Origin of the sequence: Streptomyces sp. Je 1-332 (assembly GCF_040730185.1) — a bacterium.
Lineage (GTDB): Bacteria > Actinomycetota > Actinomycetes > Streptomycetales > Streptomycetaceae > Streptomyces.
Genome location: NZ_CP160402.1, coordinates 2,469,804 through 2,483,546, shown reverse-complemented (window position 1 = coordinate 2,483,546; position 13,743 = coordinate 2,469,804). Strand labels below are relative to the sequence as shown.

The following is a 13,743-nucleotide window of genomic DNA, read 5'->3' as shown; positions in this document are numbered from 1 at the left end:
CTCCTGGCTCCTTCTCAGGCACCCGCCGCGTCGGCGGCGGATGCGGTGTCGGCGATGAGCGCAGATGCGGCGTCGAGGTCGTCGGGGGTCTTCAGGGCCACCGTCCGCACGCCGGGAAGGGCGCGCTTGGCGAGACCGGTGAGCGTGCCACCGGGGCACAGCTCGACCATCGCCGTGGCTCCCAGGTCCTTGAACGTCTCCATGCACAGGTCCCAGCGCACCGGGTTGGCCACCTGGCCGACCAGGCGGGACACGACGTCCGAGCCGGTCGCCACGGCCTGGCCGTCGCGGTTCGACACGTACGTCAGCTTCGGGTCGGCCGGGTCGAGCGCCTTGGCGGCCTCTTCCAGCGTGGCGACCGCGGGGGCCATGTGGTGCGTGTGGAACGCGCCCGCCACCTTCAACGGTACGACGCGGCGGACACCTTCGGGCTTGTCCTCGGCGAGCGCCGCGATCTGCTCCGCGGTGCCCGCGGCGACGATCTGGCCCGCGCCGTTCACGTTCGCCGGCGTCAGGCCCAGCTTCTCCAGGTGCGGGATGGTGACCTCGGGGTCGCCGCCGAGGAGGGCCGCCATGCCGGTCTCCGTGATCGCGGCGGCGTCGGCCATGGCCAGACCGCGCTTGCGTACGAGGCCGAGCGCGGCTTCCTCGGTGAGCACACCGGCGTACGCGGCGGCGGTGATCTCGCCGACGCTGTGTCCCGCGACCGCGCCCGGCTGGTTCGCGCCGAGCGCGTCACTGAGTGCCGCGGCGGAGAGCAGACCGGCGGCCACGAGCAGCGGCTGGGCCACCGCGGTGTCGCGGATCGCGTCCGCGTCGGCCTGCGTGCCGTAGTGGGCAAGGTCGAGCCCGATGGCGTCCGACCACGCCCCGATGCGGTCGGCCGCACCGGGGAGATCGAGCCAGGGGGTCAGGAAGCCGGGCGTCTGGGCGCCTTGGCCGGGAGCGACGAGTACGAGCACTCTCACACTCTCTCTTGTGGACGGTGGAAGCCGCCCGTGGGGACAGGGACGAAGAACCGCTGGGGGAATTGTAGAGGCCCGACAAAAACCTACGGTTGGAGATCTCCGTCGGCCAGACGCCCCAGGATGAGCGCGATCCGCAGCGTGAACGCGGAGCGTACGTCCGATGGCGACCAGCCGGTGACGTCAGTCACACGTCGCAGCCGGTAGCGCACGGTGTTGGGGTGCACGAAGAGCATCCGGGCCGCGCCTTCGAGGCTGCTGGCTTGTTCCAGATAGACGCTGAGCGTCTCCAGGAGCGCGGAACCCGCTTCCTCCAGTGGTCTGTAGATCTCCTCCACCAACTGCTCACGCGCGGCGGGATCGCTCGCGATCGCGCGCTCCGGCAGGAGATCGTCCGCCAGGACGGGACGCGGGGCGTCCTGCCAGGCGGCGCAGGCCTTGAGCCCGGCCGCCGCGGCCTGCGCGGACCGGGTGGCGGCCAGCAGGTCGGGGACAATGGGTCCGGCGACGACGGGCCCGGCCGCGTACGGCCCGATCAGACCCTTGGCGACCTGCAGCGGATTGTCGCTGCCGCCCGCGATGACGACCAGACGGTCGCCCAGCACACCGGTGAGGACCTGCAGTTTGGCGTGCCGCGCGGCGCGACGGATGGCTTCGACGGTGAGTTCGCTGTCGCCGTCGGGCGCGGTGCCGAGGACGACACAGACATGCTCGGGGGAGTTCCAGCCGAGCGCGGCGGCGCGCGACACGGCCCCTTCGTCGGCCTCCCCGGAGAGCACCGCGTTCACGACGAGGGACTCCAGGCGGGCATCCCAGGCACCGCGTGCCTCGGCGGCCTGCGCGTAGACCTGCGCCGTGGCGAAGGCGATCTCGCGTGCGTACACCAGGAGCGCCTCGCGGAGGATGGACTCGTCTCCGGGGGCCGCGATCTCGTCGACCGCGGACTCCATCACCTCGATCGTCGTACGCACCATCTCCACCGTCTGGCGCAGGGTGATCGCCCTGGTCAGCTCGCGCGGGGCGGTGCCGAAGACGTCGGTGGAGATGGCCTGGGGGGCGTCGGGATGCCGGAACCACTCGGTGAACGCGGCGATACCGGCCTGCGCGACCAGACCGATCCACGACCGGTTCTCGGGGGGCATCGCCCGGTACCAGGACAGGGTCTCGTCCATGCGCGCGATGGCCTGCGCCGCGAGACTGCCGGCCGACTGCTCGAGGCGCTTCAGCGTGGCTGAGTGCGCGTGAGCCTTCCGGTGCGCGTCCTGGCGGGCGGCTTCCTCGTGGCGCGCGGCTTCCTCGTGGGCTGCCTGATGGGCGTCCTGGCGGGCTTCGTTCGCAGAGGGTTCGGGCACGGGGACAAGACTGCCTTATCGGGACGGGGACATGCGGAGCCGGGTCTAACGTGGGGTGCGTGATTGATGTACGGCGCTCCGGCGAGCGGTACCGCGGCGGCGAGCCCGCCGCCGGTATCGAAACCTTCCACGCCTTCTCCTTCGGGCCGCACTACGACCCGGACAACCTCCGCTTCGGCGCGGTCCTGGCCTGCAACGAGGAGCGTCTGGCGCCCGGCGCGGGCTTCGACGAACACCCGCACAGCCACACGGAGATCGTGACCTGGGTGGTGGAGGGCGAACTCACCCACCGCGACTCGGCCGGTCACGAGTCGGTCGTACGCCCCGGGGACGTCCAGCACCTGAGCGCGGCGGGCGGCGTCCGCCATGTGGAACGCAACGACGGCGGCGACCCGTTGGTCTTCGTGCAGATGTGGCTCTCCCCGCTGACGCCGGGCGGCGAGCCGTCCTACGAGGTGGTCCACGGCATCGCGGACTCCACTCCCTACGCGGTACCGGCGGCGGGCGCGCTCCTGCATGTCCGCAGACTCGCCCCGGGCGAGCGCACCGCCATCCCTGACGCCCCCTTCGCGTACGTCCACGTCGTACGCGGCGAAGTCCACGTGGCCGACGAAACCCTGACCCCGGGCGACGCGGCCCGCATCACGGACGGGGAGGACCTGGAGGCAGTGGCGGGACCCGGGGGAGCGGCGGAGCTGCTGGTGTGGGAGATGACGGGGGGCTGAGTCGCGGTGGCGGTGGCGGTGGCTGTGGCTGGCTGTCGCTGTGGGCAGTCGTGCCGCTGGGGCGGCACGGGTGGGCACAGCGGCGGCACCCCGCCCCCGCCGGGCTGCGGAGACGGTCCTTGCGGCAACTGTGCTGCGGGGTGCGCAAAGCTGCGGGGCCCGCAAGGCCCGCCCTTACGCCCCCTACAGCTCGGAGAGCACCGCGTCCGTGAACGGAGGCCACGCCTCAACGGCCCACGGCCCGAACGCCCGATCCGCCAGAGCGACACACGCCGCCCCCGCATCGGGATCGACCCAGAGGAACGTCCCGGCCTGCCCGAAGTGCCCGAACGTCCGGGGTGAGGACGAACTCCCGGTCCAGTGCGGCGACTTGGAGTCCCGGATCTCGAACCCGAGCCCCCAGTCATTGGGACTCTGATGCCCGTACCCGGGAAGCACACCCTTCAGCCCCGGATACGCCACCGACATCGCCTCGGCCACCGTCCGCGGATCGAGCAACCGCGGCGCCTGCACCTCAGCGGCGAACTTCACCAGGTCATCGACGGTGGACACCCCGTCCTTGGCGGGCGAAGCGCCTCCGTCGAGCGAGGTGGCCCCCATGCCCAACGGCTCCAGCACGGCCTGGCGCAGATACTCCCCGAAGGGGATGTCCGTCGCCTTGGCGATGTGATCACCCAGCACCTCGAACCCCGAGTTCGAGTACAGCCGCCGCGTTCCGGCAGGCGCCGTCACCCGGTGCTCGTCGAACGCGAGGCCGCTGGTGTGCGCAAGGAGATGCCGCACGGTCGACCCCTCGGGCCCGGCGGGCTCATCGAGCTCGACCGCCCCCTCTTCGTACGCCACGAGCGCCGCGTACGCCGCCAACGGCTTGGTGACCGAAGCGAGCGCGAAACGGTGCCCGGTGGGTCCATGCGCCCCGACGACCGTGCCGTCCGCGCGAACGACGGCGGCGGCAGCGGTGGGGACCGGCCAGTTCTCGATCAACGCCAGGCTCTGCATGCGTACGAGCCTAAGCGCCCTACAGGTTCAGCCGCATCGAGGGGTCGGGCTTGCGCACGAAGCCGAGCGAGGCGTACAGCGGCTCCGCGTCCGTGGACGCGTTGAGATCGACACTCCCCGCGCCGCGCTCCCGGAACCAGTCGAGCAGCACCTCCATGCAGGCCCGCGCATACCCACGCCGTCGCTGATCCGGATCGGTGGCCACGCTGAACACGTGACCGATGGCACCCTGCGGATTGCCCGCCCGCCCGATGCGGTAGTCCAGCGTGCCCACCACCAGCGCCGCCAGCTTCCCCGGCTGCTCCGACTGGTCGATGACGAAAGCGACGAAGTCGCCATCCGGATCGGCCAGTTTGTCCCGGACGACAGGCAGGGATTCGGTATGCCAGCCGGTGTCGGACGCGGCCGACACCGAGTCGGTGGCGAACACCGAGTCGATCATCACCTGCCGCAGCCTGAGCAGTTCTTCGGCATCCTCTGGCGTGGCGCGACGCACAAGACTCATGATCGGCACCGTAGCCACCACACGCAGCGACGTCCCCCGATTTTCCGAGGGTTTGGCTTCGTCACATTTCCGAGGTTTGGTTTCGTCACATTTTTCCTCCCGGTTCTGCTTGCTTGGAGCGCACTCCAAGGTTTTAGCGTTGGGGTCATGACGGTGATCGAGACCGAGACCGCCCATCCACAGGGCCCCACACCCGGCGTGACCGAACCGGACCCGGGCGCCGCCGGTGCTGCCGGTGCCGCCGGTGCCCCCGGTGCCCCCGGTGCCCCCGGTGCCGCCGGGAGCTCCGACGGCCCGGACGCCAGTGCTGACGCCTGTGCCTCGGTACCCACCGCGCACCCCCGCCCGGACGGACGGGACCACTACACGATCAGTGAGGTCGTCGCCTTCATCGGCCTGACCGCGCACACCCTGCGCTGGTACGAGCGAATCGGCCTGATGCCCCACATCGACCGCTCCCACACGGGCCAGCGTCGCTACCGCAACCGTGACCTCGACTGGCTCACCTTCGTCGGCAAGCTCCGCCTGACCGGCATGCCGGTGGCGGACATGGTCCGCTACGCCGAGCTGGTGCGCGAGGGTGATCACACCTTCACGGAGCGCCACGAACTCCTCGAACAGACCCGGCTCGACGTCCGCACCCGCATAGCGGAGCTCCAGGACACGCTCGCCGTACTCGACTACAAGATCAACTTTTACGCTGACGCCCGCCCGGCGCCGGAGAGGCTCTGACACTGATGACCGCAGAAACACCCAACACCCCCGAAGCGGCTACGACCCCCGAGACGGCAATGACGCCCGAGACGGCAACGACCTCCGGGACGGCAACGACTTCTCGGATCGCGAAGGTGCAGCTCGGGACAGACGGCCCCGAAGTCGGCGTCCAGGGACTCGGCTGCATGGGCATGAGCTTCGCCTACGGCCCCACCGACGCCGACGAGGCCCGGGCGACCCTGGAGCGAGCCCTCGAGCTGGGCGTCACCCTCTACGACACCGCCGACGCCTACGCCGCCGGTGAGAACGAGCAGTTCCTCTCCCCCTTCCTCAAGGCACACCGTGACGAGGTCGTCCTCGCCACGAAGTTCGCCCTGGCCATGGACCCGGCCGACCCGACCAAGCGCATCATCAACAACGACCCCGCCTACATCCGCGCCTGCATCGACGCCAGCCTCCAGCGCCTCGGCGTGGACACCATCGACCTCTACTACATGCACCGCCGCGACCCCGAGGTGCCGATCGAGGAAACGGTCGGCGTGATGGCAGAGCTGGTCGCCGCCGGCAAGGTCAAGCACCTCGGCCTCAGCGAGGTCACCGGCCCCGAACTCCGCGCCGCCCGCGCTGTTCACCCCATCGCCGCCGTCCAGTCGGAGTGGTCGCTGTTCAGCCGTGACATCGAGCAGGGCGTGGTCCCGGTCGCCGCCGAACTCGGCGTCGCCCTCGTCCCGTACTCCCCGCTCGGCCGCGGCTTCCTCACCGGCTCGTTCGTCAGCGCCGACAAGGAACTCGGCCAGGACGACTTCCGCCGCCAGCAGCCCCGTTTCACCGGCGACAACGCCGCCACCAACGCGGCCCTCCTCGAACCCATCCGCGCCGTCGCCGAAGCCCACGGCGCGAGCCTCGGCCAGGTCGCCCTCGCCTGGGTCCAACAACAGGCCCAGGCCCACGGACTGGCCGTCGTCCCCATCCCCGGCACCCGCAAGCGCACCCGCGTCGAGGAGAACACCGCAGCCACCCACCTCGAACTCACCCCCTCCGAACTCGCTCTCCTGAACCCCATCGCCGCCCAGGTAGCAGGCGACCGCTACGCCGACATGACCTTCACGTCAGCAGGTCGCGAGTAGCGATCAACCGACAGCCCTGCCGACCGGCCGATCCCTGCCCCTGCCCCTGCCCTGCGGGGTGCCTTACACGACAGCGGCCCAGCGGCCACGGTTCCTGGCAACCGCCTCCGGGGTCTCTCTGCTCGACGGGGACGCCACGGCGCCGGGGACTCTCGGCGGGCCCCTGCCCCCGCGGGGCGCCGCCAGCCCACCCCGCGGCCGTCCGGCGGGTACTCCTGGCCCCGTGGCTGTGCACGGGGCCCCGCCGCGCCCGCCCGGCGGGGCTCCGAGCGAACGCCCCGCAGCCGCGCGGCACGCGCCCGGCAACATCCGGCCCCCCAGCCCGCTCACGCCAGCCCCAGTGCGAAGACCGCGAACCCGGCCGCCAAGAGTCCGGCCAGTGCCCTTCGGGCGTGCGTGGCTCGTTTCCACGGGGCCTCGAAGCCGCGGGTGTAGCGGCCTATCAGCAGCAGGAGTACTCCGAAGACCGGAAGCCACGCGATCCGGGCGGCTATCCAGCCCCAGGTGTCAGGGCCCGCTGTCAGCCCCGGCACCGTGCCGCCGAGGAACGAGCCGGGCACCGCCGCCGCGAGCATCGCCGTCTGGTGCCAACACAGGATCGTCATCGCCGACAGGTTGATCACGACCACCGGCGCCCACAGGGCGGGCCTGCGCAGCAACTTGCCGATGCGCTCCCGCAGCAGGATCGCCGCACCGCTCTGCGCGGCTGCCAGTGCCAGGACCAGCAGCGACGGAGGGTGGGAATTCGTCCGGGCCTCACCCGGGACGCCGACCATCGATGCCGGGTAGTGGAAGACGAGCAGCAGGGCCGCGAAGAGGGCCGACCCTCCGACGAGCAGCAGCCACGCACCGCGCCTGCCCAGCCTCTTCTCGCCCCAGCTGACGCCCAGTTGATAGGCGAACATCCAGCCGGGCAGCAGATTCAGCAGGCTCAGCCAGGACGGCACGGCCTCCCCGAACGGGCCGTAGCGAAGGAAGTCGACGACTGCCACTGATCCGAGCAGTGGCGCCGCGGCCCAGGCCCCGAGCCGTTCGGCCGCCTTTATGCACCATGGAGTAAGCGCGGTGATCACCGCATAGATCCCGACGAACCACAGCGGCTGTATCACCAGCGTCGACCCCGTGCGCAGGGTCGTGCCGGGCACTCCCATCGCGTACAGCACCGGGATCAGCGCCGCCCAGACGGCCGTCACCCCGAGGACCGGACGCCCAAGACGCGCCACTCGCCCACGAAGCCAGCGGCTCGTCGACTCGCCACGCGCCGCCGCCCGGCGATACGACAGGACGGAGGCGTAGCCACCCACCAGAAAGAAGATGCCGAGCATCTGCAGCACCCAACTGAGCGGCGCGAAGAATCCGAACGATGCCAGCGGGCTGGCATTGTGCAGTGCCCCGCCCGCGTCGAGCGTGAATCCGCCGAGCAGCCAGTGCCCGGTCGGCACGGCGAGCAGGGCGAGCGCACGCAGCCCGTCTATGGCCCGGTCACGATGTGCGGGCGTCTTGGCGTCGATCGCCGACGCGGTTTTGCGCAGGGTGGTCAGTGGGGTGAGGTTCATGGCCGCTCTCCGTTGGGGCGGGCGTCGGCGGCAGGCGCCCAGCCGGCGGTGCCGTGGTCCGAGGTGGTGGAGGAGGTGGTCTTCGCGATGGCGGCGAAGGCCTGGAGGGAATCCGTCCCCGGGGCGAAGTAGCCGGTATGGCCCTCGGCTCGCTCCGCGGGAACGCGTCGGGCGCCGAACCTCGGGTCGGCCGGGTCCTCGCCATGGCCGAGGCCGAACAGCTCGACGTTCGGCACGTCACCGATCCAGTCGCTCTCGTCCTTGGCCGCCCACACGCGGGCGGAGGTGTGCAGATCGGCCACGCTTTCGGCACGCATACCGGGGGAGCCGAGCACCACCAGGTCGGACGCCGGCAGCTGGGGGGCCGCAAGACCGCACACCACCGAGCCGTAGCTGTGGCAGAACACGGCGGGGCGCGGGGTGCCTGACGCCGTCAGGCCCTGCACGAACCGTGCGAGCCGTGGCGCGCCGGCGTCCGCGAGCCGCCCCGTCGCGGAGTCCGGTCCGAGGCCCACCGGCGTGGTGTACCCGACCCAGGCCACCACGGCCGTGTCGTCGCCCGCGGTGGCGTGCAGGGAGCGTGCCATCCCGGCCGGAGTGCCGTACTCGTCCTTCGAGCGGTCGAAGGTGCCCAGGTCCATGTCGGAGCCCGGCACGACCACGGATACGTGGCGGGCGGACGTCAAGTCGCCGTACACCTCAGTTACTTGACCCCTGCCGCGGGGATCGAACGCGAGTATCTGGCGACCGGGGTTCAGGAGGTCTTCGTAACGCGTGACAAGGGATCGGGCCCGCTCGTGGTCCTGCAGAGTGAGCCGCGGGTCGCTCTCACGCGCCCGCTCGCGGGCGCGCTCGACTTTCAGGGACAGGGAGTTGGCCTCGAAGCGCAATTCGGCCGGGGCGCCGTCCAGATTGCCGACGACCGATGGATGCCGTGCGGCCAGGCGGTGCTGCTGCGCCTGGCTCAACGAGTCGAAGAACGCGGCGACTCGGGCGGGAGTCGTGGTTGCCGGATCCGGCAGTCGAACCGCCCACGTATGGTCCGCGCGCCAGGCCTGCGTACCTGGCGGCGGGCCCGTGAGCGGCTGCTGCTCACTGCCGACCGCCCAGCCGGTCGTGCCGGTCACGATCGTCGTCGTGAGCGCCGCGGCGATCAATGTCCGCTTGCTGCGGCTCTTCCAGCTCCCGCGGGCTTTCCCTGAACGAAGGCGCATGGCCCGTCTCCCTCCCCATCTCGTGCACGCTCTGGCGTGACGAGGGGAAAAGTAGGGAGACGGTGCCCTGCGGCACCTCACACTGCGGAGCCAACTTGCAGCTCATACCGGGGTAGGGGGAACCCATACCCCGGTATGGGGGAGGGCTCTACTGCTCCCCGGGCGTGATCAGTCCTGACTCGTAGGCGAAGATCACGGCTTGCGCGCGGTCCCGCAGGTCCAACTTGGACAGCACCTTGCCGATATGGGTCTTCACGGTCTGTTCGGCGAGGACCAGGCGCTCGGCGATCTCCTGATTCGACAGGCCGCGCGCGATCAGCACCAGTACCTCGGTCTCACGCTGTGTCAGGCCGTTCAGTCGCAGCGACTGGTCGGTGCGCGGCCGTTGCTTGGCGAAGTCCGTGATCAGGCGGCGTGTCACCGATGGAGCGAGCAGCGCGTCGCCGGCCGCCACCACGCGGACCGCCGAGATCAGATCGGCGGGCGGAGCGTCCTTGAGGAGGAAGCCCGAGGCTCCGGCGCGCAGCGCCTCGTACACATAGTCGTCCACGTCGAAGGTGGTGAGCATCAGCACCTTCGGCACGTGCACCACTCCGGGCGGAGGGTCCAACAGGGCGCGAGCCGCGGTGAGTCCGTCCATCTCGGGCATCCGGACATCCATCAGGACGACATCGGGATGGGTGTTGCGGCTGACGTCGACAGCCGCCTTGCCGTTCGGCGCCTCGCCCACGACGTCGATGTCGCTCTGCGCCGCGAGGAGTGCGGCGAAGCCGGCCCGCACCATGTTCTGGTCATCGACGATGATCACGCGGATGGTCATGCGGTGCCGGAGTCCTTTTTGAGAAGGGGGAGTTGGGCCGCCACACGGAAGCCGCCGTCGGGCAGGGGCCCGGCGTCGACCGTGCCGCCGACCAACCGTACGCGTTCGCGCATGCCGACGAGACCGTGACCTGTGCCGCTGTGCTCCAACGCGTCGGGTGTTTCGGTGGGCGGGCCGTTGACCACCAGGATCAGCAAATGCTTCGCGTCCAGGGTCACGGTGATGGTGGTGCGTGCTCCCGGCGCGTGCCGCATCACGTTCGACAGGGCCTCCTGGACGATGCGGTACGCGGACAGGTCGACAGCCGGTGTGACGTCGGCCAGCTGTGTGAGCACCGACAGTTCAGGACGAGACAGCTCGATCGGTACGCCGGCGCGCACCGTCGCCTCCACCAGATGCGGCAGTCTGCTGAGTCCCGGCTGCGGCGCCCGCTCGCCCGCTGCGTCCTCGCTGCGCAGCACGGCGAGCAGCCTCCGCATCTCGGTGAGGGATTCGCGGGCGCTGGCCGCGATGCTCCCGAACTCCTCGCGTGCCGCGTCCGGCAGGCCGTCGAGGCGATAGGGGGCGGAGTCGGCCTGCACCGTGATCACCGACATGTGGTGAGCGACGACATCGTGCAACTCCCTGGCTATGCGGGCTCGTTCCTCCAGAAGTGTTCGCTGGGCGCGCTCGGCCTCGCTGATGGTCTCCTGCTCGATGAGTCTGCGCTGCGCGTCGCCACGCTCGCGCAGCAGCGCGCCGAGCAGCAGCGCGACACCGCTCAGCACGATCAGCAGCACGCTGGTGTCCTGGCTGCCGTCGTCGCGGAACGCGCCGAGGACGAGGCTCACGACGACGGTCACCAGCCACACCCCCAGGAGGGTGCGGCGGCTCTCGCGCAGGGACAGCAGGAGGCACACGACCACGTAACCCACGATGATCATTGCTGTCCAGGGCGCGGGGCGGTCGTCGCCCGTGGACAACGTCACGATCGCTCCGATGACATCCGCGACGATGACGATGCACCAGGCGCCCAAGGGGCGACTCACCGCGAGCAGCAGCGGCGCGGCCTGAGCGACGCCCAGGGCGCCCGCCAGACCGCCGTTCACCCCATAGTCGTTCGCCAGCACCTGGGTGGTGATCGGGATGAGGGCGGCGACGAAGCCCAGCGCGGTGATCAGGGGGAGCAACCGCATCCAGCGCTTGGGCGCCCGCGCAAGGAGCGGTTCGGCCCGCCCCGCGGGTGTGGAGAGGAAGGCCCCTGCCCTGCCGAGCCCTTCGCGAACGCTCGCGATCGCATGCTGAAGGGTGACCCCGCTCCTGTCCGGCTCCGAGGCCGGTGGGCGGGAATCCTGGTCCGGTGGTGTCGATGCGCTGCTCATGGCCTGTTCAGCGTAGGCACGAAGCACGCCCAACGCCGTCGTACCGCGGAGCTGACCTGCGCCCCATACCCAGGTACGAATCGGGCTCCCGGCGATACCCAGGTATGACTCATGGGCCCATGGCTTCGCCTGGTCACAACTCCGCCAGCAGCTCGGCCTTCTTCGTGGTGAATTCCTCGTCCGTGAGCAGCCCGGCTTGGTGCAGCTCGCCGAGGTGCCGGATGCGATCCGCGATGTCCGCCGGGTCACGACGGATCGCCGGGGCGCTGCTGGGGACCGTGCCGGGCGTCAGGGCCGGGCCCGACGTCCGCACCGCGGCGAGCACCGATGCCGCGAAGGGCAGCGACTCGTGCACCGGCCCGTACCCGAGACCGAAGACGACGGCTGCGGGATCCTGGTCCGCCTGCGCGGGCTGGGCGAGTGGGGTCTCACGGCGCAGCAGCCGCAGATGGCCCTCGAAGACCTCCGGGGAGCGCCACTCGACGCCGCTCAGATCCGTGACCAGGAAACTCTGGTCGCCGGCCTTCCACTTCGCGGACGAAGCGCCCGTCCAGAACCACCGGAAGGCCACCGATTTGCCGTCGAAGGAGGCCTTGCCGTCGTACGCCTTGAACTGCAGCGGAGCCTCCGGCGGGGCGACCAGATAGCGGTCCGGAGGTCCGCAGTCACCCTCTGCGAGCTGCGCCCGCAGTTCGTCCGCGTAGTACTCGGCGAGCGTCTCCCGCTCGGCGGGCAGCACGAGTCGATACGGGTCGCACCCGTCCTTGAGCTGACCCGCGGCCGCCTCCATCAACGGGTCGGCGCCCGGTCTCGGCACGGCGTGCAGAACGACTGTCCCGCGTTTGCCGGGAGTGAGTGTCACCGCTGCGATCGCCTCGTGGGGGATGCGCCGTTCGCCGAGCGCCTGAAGGAGCTTCGGCGTACGGATCCCCCGTTCGAAGCGGATGAGCACGGAGTCGGACTCGAACTCCCAGGCGGCGTGAAATCCGGCCAGTACATCACCCATGCGGCTCATCGTAGGCGGCACGCGCGCCTCCGTCCCTCCTGCGGCGTGCCGCTGTTTCGTCGATTTCTACGCGCGTCAGGCCGCGGCTGAGCCGGAAGATTCCTCCCGGCAGACGTCATCGCCGCTCGCGCACCGCACCGAGCGGTACGAACCAACGCCGATGTCGGCGAAGTTCCTGAGGCTGTCCGTGCCCGGCTCGAAATAGCCGGTGTGGCCGATGGCGCCGCGTGCGGACAGCACGCGCGCGCCGAAGTCCCGAGAGACGGGATCGGCACCGTGACCGAGCCCGCCGACCTCCATGTTTGGCACATCCTGGATCCAGTCGTCGCCGTCCCGTGTGGCCCAGACGCGAGCCCCCGTGCCCAGCTGCGCCGCCGTGTCCGCGCGCATCCCGGGGCTGCCCGCGACCGCGATGTCGGTGACGCGGGAGGGCAGCTTTCGCGCGGCGACCCCACACACCACCGAGCCGTAGCTGTGGCAGTACAGCGCGACCGGTGAGTGACCCGGCAGACCGCGGACCAGGGAGTTGAGCCGGATCGCGCCGTCGTCAGCGCGCATGGACGTGGCCGCGTCGACTCCGAGGCCCGCGGGCGCGGTGTAGTCGGCCCAGGCGATCACGGCGGTACGCGCGCGTGGGCTCGCCTCGTGCTCCGCGCCGTACAGGGCCTTGGCCATACCGACCGGCGCGGAGTACTTGCGGTTCGTCCGCTCGAAGGTCAGTACGTTCGTGTCCACCCCGGGTACCACGACCGACACCCTGGAAGCCTTGCCGAGGTCCCCGAAGACCTCGGCGATACGGCCGGCTCCCATGGGATCGAAGGACAGGACCTGCCGACCCGGGTGCATCATCACGCCGAAGCGCTTCATTCTGCGCTCCGCCTCCTGTTGCCCGAGAGGGGAGAGCCGGTTGTCGTGCACGCGCTGTCGCTCGGTCTTGCGTGCTTGCTCCAGCGCGATGCGGTTCGCGCGATATCGCAGCTCTACGGGGGCACCGTTCATGTTGCCGACCGCAAGGGGGTAGCGGGTGGCGAGTCGGCTGCGCTGGTGCGCGTTGAGCGACGAGAAGAAGTGAGCGAGCTTGCCGGCCGGGGCACCGGCGTCGGGCAGGGCGCGGCCGCCGATGTGCCCACGCTCCCAGGCGGAGAGCGAGGCCGCGAGCGGCGATGCGGCGTCCTTGTGGTGGCGCACCGCGGTCCAGCCCGTGGTCGCCAGCATGACGAACACGACGGCGAGCGCGAGCAGTGCGCGCCAGGCGCTGAGTTGAGGGGAGGAGTCGAAGGAAGTCACTACGGAACACCCTAGGAGAATCGTGATGCCTACCGTGCACCGGGTGAGACAGATCACGTTTCACGTGGGGTAATTGAGGCAAAGTGGGCACACTTCGAGCATTCTCGTCACG

13 protein-coding genes are annotated in these 13,743 nt (G+C 70.5%); 3 read left to right on the top strand and 10 right to left on the bottom strand.

The features are described from left to right. Positions 1 to 14 precede the first annotated feature (14 nt). Positions 15 to 962, bottom strand: coding sequence for an ACP S-malonyltransferase (locus tag ABXJ52_RS11530; RefSeq protein ID WP_367041558.1), 948 nt, complete (start codon positions 960 to 962; stop codon positions 15 to 17). Positions 963 to 1,051: 89 nt separating this feature from the next. Beyond that, positions 1,052 to 2,191: a fatty acid biosynthesis transcriptional regulator FasR gene (gene fasR / locus ABXJ52_RS11525; RefSeq protein ID WP_367048988.1), complete on the bottom strand. Its 1,140-nt coding sequence runs from the start codon at positions 2,189 to 2,191 to the stop codon at positions 1,052 to 1,054. Positions 2,192 to 2,376: 185 nt separating this feature from the next. Between fasR and ABXJ52_RS11520 the strand changes: the two genes are divergently transcribed. Then, positions 2,377 to 3,042: a pirin family protein gene (locus ABXJ52_RS11520; RefSeq protein WP_367041556.1), complete on the top strand. Its 666-nt coding sequence runs from the start codon at positions 2,377 to 2,379 to the stop codon at positions 3,040 to 3,042. 183 nt (positions 3,043 to 3,225) lie between these two features. Here the strand turns inward: ABXJ52_RS11520 and ABXJ52_RS11515 are convergent, their stop codons facing one another. Then, positions 3,226 to 4,041, bottom strand: coding sequence for a serine hydrolase domain-containing protein (locus ABXJ52_RS11515; protein ID WP_367041554.1), 816 nt, complete (start codon positions 4,039 to 4,041; stop codon positions 3,226 to 3,228). A gap of 19 nt (positions 4,042 to 4,060) precedes the next feature. After that, positions 4,061 to 4,546, bottom strand: a complete 486-nt coding sequence (locus tag ABXJ52_RS11510; RefSeq protein WP_367041552.1) for a GNAT family N-acetyltransferase — start codon at positions 4,544 to 4,546, stop codon at positions 4,061 to 4,063. 147 nt (positions 4,547 to 4,693) lie between these two features. On the opposite strand from ABXJ52_RS11510, the gene ABXJ52_RS11505 reads away from it, so the two are divergent. Both ABXJ52_RS11505 and ABXJ52_RS11500 read left to right on the top strand, forming a co-directional pair. Next, positions 4,694 to 5,278 (top strand): MerR family transcriptional regulator, encoded by a 585-nt coding sequence (locus ABXJ52_RS11505; protein WP_367041550.1) that lies wholly within the window; start codon positions 4,694 to 4,696, stop codon positions 5,276 to 5,278. A gap of 59 nt (positions 5,279 to 5,337) precedes the next feature. After that, positions 5,338 to 6,387, top strand: a complete 1,050-nt coding sequence (locus tag ABXJ52_RS11500; protein WP_367048987.1) for an aldo/keto reductase — start codon at positions 5,338 to 5,340, stop codon at positions 6,385 to 6,387. Between the two features lie 326 nt (positions 6,388 to 6,713). On the opposite strand, the gene ABXJ52_RS11495 is transcribed toward ABXJ52_RS11500, so the two are convergent. The 6 genes from ABXJ52_RS11495 to ABXJ52_RS11470 form a co-directional block, all read right to left on the bottom strand. Further along, positions 6,714 to 7,943, bottom strand: coding sequence for an acyltransferase (locus tag ABXJ52_RS11495; RefSeq protein ID WP_367041548.1), 1,230 nt, complete (start codon positions 7,941 to 7,943; stop codon positions 6,714 to 6,716). After that, positions 7,940 to 9,157 (bottom strand): alpha/beta hydrolase, encoded by a 1,218-nt coding sequence (locus ABXJ52_RS11490; protein WP_367041546.1) that lies wholly within the window; start codon positions 9,155 to 9,157, stop codon positions 7,940 to 7,942. Before ABXJ52_RS11490 ends, ABXJ52_RS11495 begins: the two co-directional genes overlap by 4 nt. 148 nt (positions 9,158 to 9,305) lie before the next feature. Continuing rightward, complete coding sequence (locus tag ABXJ52_RS11485; protein ID WP_367041544.1) at positions 9,306 to 9,977, bottom strand: response regulator transcription factor; 672 nt, start codon at positions 9,975 to 9,977, stop codon at positions 9,306 to 9,308. Beyond that, the gene (locus ABXJ52_RS11480) at positions 9,974 to 11,338 is read right to left on the bottom strand and encodes a histidine kinase (RefSeq protein ID WP_367041542.1); all 1,365 of its coding nucleotides are present in this window, start codon (positions 11,336 to 11,338) and stop codon (positions 9,974 to 9,976) included. Before ABXJ52_RS11480 ends, ABXJ52_RS11485 begins: the two co-directional genes overlap by 4 nt. A 133-nt stretch (positions 11,339 to 11,471) precedes the next feature. Then, positions 11,472 to 12,344 carry a DUF4429 domain-containing protein gene (locus tag ABXJ52_RS11475; RefSeq protein WP_367041540.1) on the bottom strand — a complete coding sequence of 291 codons (873 nt, stop codon included), beginning with the start codon at positions 12,342 to 12,344 and terminating at the stop codon, positions 11,472 to 11,474. A gap of 75 nt (positions 12,345 to 12,419) precedes the next feature. Next, positions 12,420 to 13,631, bottom strand: a complete 1,212-nt coding sequence (locus tag ABXJ52_RS11470; RefSeq protein ID WP_367041538.1) for an alpha/beta hydrolase — start codon at positions 13,629 to 13,631, stop codon at positions 12,420 to 12,422. Positions 13,632 to 13,743 lie beyond the last annotated feature (112 nt).

What these genes read in the sequence shown, in the direction of transcription:
- ABXJ52_RS11515 (WP_367041554.1), bottom strand. Translation starts at nt 4,041, where the DNA reads ATGCAGAGCCTGGCGTTGATCGAGAACTGGCCGGTCCCCACCGCTGCC.
- ABXJ52_RS11510 (WP_367041552.1), bottom strand. Translation starts at nt 4,546, where the DNA reads ATGAGTCTTGTGCGTCGCGCCACGCCAGAGGATGCCGAAGAACTGCTC.
- ABXJ52_RS11505 (WP_367041550.1), top strand. Translation starts at nt 4,694, where the DNA reads ATGACGGTGATCGAGACCGAGACCGCCCATCCACAGGGCCCCACACCC.
- ABXJ52_RS11500 (WP_367048987.1), top strand. Translation starts at nt 5,338, where the DNA reads ATGACGCCCGAGACGGCAACGACCTCCGGGACGGCAACGACTTCTCGG.
- ABXJ52_RS11495 (WP_367041548.1), bottom strand. Translation starts at nt 7,943, where the DNA reads ATGAACCTCACCCCACTGACCACCCTGCGCAAAACCGCGTCGGCGATC.
- ABXJ52_RS11490 (WP_367041546.1), bottom strand. Translation starts at nt 9,157, where the DNA reads ATGCGCCTTCGTTCAGGGAAAGCCCGCGGGAGCTGGAAGAGCCGCAGC.
- ABXJ52_RS11485 (WP_367041544.1), bottom strand. Translation starts at nt 9,977, where the DNA reads ATGACCATCCGCGTGATCATCGTCGATGACCAGAACATGGTGCGGGCC.
- ABXJ52_RS11480 (WP_367041542.1), bottom strand. Translation starts at nt 11,338, where the DNA reads ATGAGCAGCGCATCGACACCACCGGACCAGGATTCCCGCCCACCGGCC.
- ABXJ52_RS11475 (WP_367041540.1), bottom strand. Translation starts at nt 12,344, where the DNA reads ATGGGTGATGTACTGGCCGGATTTCACGCCGCCTGGGAGTTCGAGTCC.